This is a genomic window from Acidovorax sp. KPB24-07 (genome assembly GCF_057543315.1).
The window spans coordinates 1-2,833 of sequence record NZ_BAAJYS010000415.1 but is presented as its reverse complement, the minus strand read 5'-3'; the positions used below and the strand labels follow the sequence as shown (position 1 = coordinate 2,833).

Genomic DNA, 2,833 nt, shown 5'->3' with positions numbered 1-2,833 from the left:
AGTTCCTGGCACAGGCGCTGCACCGTGGCGCGCAACTGGGCCACTTCGGCCTCCAGCGCGGCCACGCGCGGGGCCAGTCCCTGGGCGGCGGGGGCCTCGGCGGCCGAGGAACCGGCGGCGTACTGGCTCGCATCGACCGGGCCGCACAGCAGGTGGGCCCAGCGCTGCTCGCGGGCGCCGGGTGCGCGCGGCAGCTGCACCACCAGCGGGCCGCCTTTTTCTTCGCTGCGCGACTGCAGCTCGTCCAGGAAGGCCTCCACCGAGGAGATGTCGGCGAACCGGTGCCAGCGTTCGGAGTTGATGCGCAACTCGCCCGCGGTTTGCGGTCCGCGCAGCATCAGCAGGGCCAGCAGCACCGCCGACTGGTCGGGCACGCCGATGCCGCGCGGGAAGTTGTGCTCGAACTTCGTCGCCCGGTTGCCGCCGATCTCGACCGCCAGCGTGCGCAGGCGCAGCGAATCGAGTGCCTCCTGGGCTTGGGACTCGGTCAGCTGCATCACCGGGTCGCGGCTGCTCTTTTGGTTGCAGCCGGTCAGCACGCCGTTGAGCGTGAGGGGGTAGCTGTCGGGCACGGTGCGGGCTTTTTCCATCAGCGTGGCGAGCACGCGGGCCTCGGTGGGCGACAGGGGGCGGGTGCGGGGATCGAAGGGCATGGCGGGGGATAATTTCCGGCAATGAAGAGCATCGTGATTTTGATCTCCGGCAGCGGCTCCAACATGGCAGCCATCGTGAATGCTTCGCGCCAGCAGGATTGGGCCGGCCGCCACGGCGCCCGGGTGGCGGCCGTGCTGAGCAACAAGGCCGACGCCGCGGGCCTGGCCTGGGCCCGGGCCGAGGGGATCGCCACGGATTCGCTGGACCACCGGGCGTTCGATTCTCGCGAGGCCTTCGATGCGGCGCTGGCCGAGCGCATCGACGCCCATGCGCCGGCGCTGGTGGTGCTGGCGGGGTTCATGCGCATCCTGACGCCCGCGTTCGTGGCGCGCTACGCCGGGCGGCTGGTCAACATCCATCCCTCGCTGCTGCCCGCCTTTCCGGGGCTGCACACGCACCAGCGCGCCATCGATGCGGGCTGCGAGGTGGCCGGCGCCACCGTGCACGAGGTGACGGCCGAACTCGATTGCGGCCCCATCCTCGCCCAGGGCGTGGTGCCGGTGCTGCCCGGCGACACGGCGCCGGCGCTGGCCGCGCGCGTGCTGGCGCAGGAACATGCCATCTACCCCCGCGCCGTGCTCAAACTGCTGCACCGGCTGGGCTGATCCGGACCGCCGGGCGGCGGCCCCCGCTCAGGACCAGCCGTCGAACACGCAGACCCGGTTGCGTCCCGAATCCTTGGCCACGTAGAGCGCCCGGTCGGCCCGCGCCAGCAGTGCGTGGGGATCGCTCACCTCCTCGAACCCCGCCGTGGCCACCCCGAAGCTGGCGGTGACCGGCCGGTGCGGCCAGGTGCTGGCATTCAATGCCGCATGCAGCTTCTCGGCCACGAGGCGGGCGCCGGTGGCGTGCGTCTGGGGCAGCACCACGCAGAATTCCTCGCCGCCGAAGCGGGCCACGAAATCGCCCGCCCGCACGTGGCTGCGGACCACTGCGGCCGCATGGCGCAGGATGTCGTCCCCGGCCGGGTGGCCCAGTTCGTCGTTGACGCGCTTGAAATGGTCCAGGTCCACCATCACCAAGCTCAGCGGCTGCCCGGCCTGCTTGCCTTCGTCCCAGCTGGTGCGCAACTGCCGGTCCAGGCAGCGCCGGTTCCACAGCCCGGTGAGCCCGTCGGTCATGCTCTCCAGTTCAAGACCGGCCATGGCCTGGCGCAGCTCCAGCTGGGTCACCACCTGGCGGGCCAGCGATTCGAGCGCGCGGCGCTCGGCGTCCGTCAGGGTGCGGGGCTCGCGGTCGATCACGCAGACGGTGCCGATGGGCATGCCATCCGAGGTCACCAGCGGCGCACCGGCATAAAACCGGATGCCCGGCTCGCCGGTGACCAGCGGGTTGCCGGCAAAACGCGGGTCCAGGTGCGCATCGGGCACCTCGAACACGTAGTCGGGCTGCAGGATGGCATGGGCGCAAAAGGCCAGCTCGCGCGGGGTTTCGGGGGTGTCCATGCCGGTGCGCGACTTGAACCACTGCCGCTCCGCGTCGATGAGCGAAATCAGCGCGATCGGCGCCTGGCACACCGCTGACGCCAGCATGGTGAGGTCGTCGAAAGCCTGTTCGGGGCGGGTGTCGAGCACGCGCAATTTTTCCAGGGCTTCCAGGCGCTGCGGCTCGTTGAAGGGCAGGGGGGCACCCTGGGATGGGGGCGATTGCGTGGCCCCGGCGGGAGCGTCGGGTTTCTGGATGGGGGGCATCAATGGCTTCACTGAAGGAACGACAGTGAGTGTGTACGCAGCATCCGGTCATTCCGTTGTATCCATTTGATACGGCCAGGGTCTTTGCCCGGGGATACAGACGGCAGCGTGGCAGGCATGCCAATGAGTTTGCTATAAAAAATATAGCTACATGCCCTAGATGATATTGCGCTGGAGCCGTTTTTTGCTCCAATGCCATCGGCGCGGGGTGCCGGTCCACGCAGCTCGTCCACTGACGGGCTGTGCAGCACTGCGTGGACCGGCAAAACCAAAGGGCCGGGCGCCCGGTGCCTGCGGGCGCGGCCGGCGGCCCTCTCAGGCCAGGGCGCTCAAGGTGCTGGCGTTGCTGCTGGTTGTCCACGCGCTGGCGGCCGCCGCGTATTGCCGGCGTGCCTGTTCGGCCAGCTGGGTCAGGTCCAGCCGCTGGCCGCTGCGGGAGGCGCTGGCGGTGCCGTCGTCCTGGCCGGTACTGCTGCTGCTGCTGCTGC

Annotated in this window: 3 protein-coding genes; 1 reads left to right on the top strand and 2 read right to left on the bottom strand. The window is 70.0% G+C overall.

Annotated elements, in window-relative coordinates; translation table 11 throughout:
* On the bottom strand, positions 1 to 653 hold a 653-nt coding region (locus AC27IQ_RS21855), incomplete at its 3' end, for a YceH family protein (protein ID WP_487090770.1).
* A 21-nt stretch (positions 654 to 674) separates the two neighbouring features.
* Here AC27IQ_RS21855 and purN point away from each other — a divergent pair.
* Complete coding sequence (gene purN, locus AC27IQ_RS21850; protein WP_487090769.1) at positions 675 to 1,259, top strand: phosphoribosylglycinamide formyltransferase; 585 nt, start codon at positions 675 to 677, stop codon at positions 1,257 to 1,259.
* Positions 1,260 to 1,286: 27 nt separating this feature from the next.
* Here the strand turns inward: purN and AC27IQ_RS21845 are convergent, their stop codons facing one another.
* Complete coding sequence (locus tag AC27IQ_RS21845; protein WP_487090768.1) at positions 1,287 to 2,345, bottom strand: sensor domain-containing diguanylate cyclase; 1,059 nt, start codon at positions 2,343 to 2,345, stop codon at positions 1,287 to 1,289.
* Between the last annotated feature and the right edge of the window lie 488 nt (positions 2,346 to 2,833).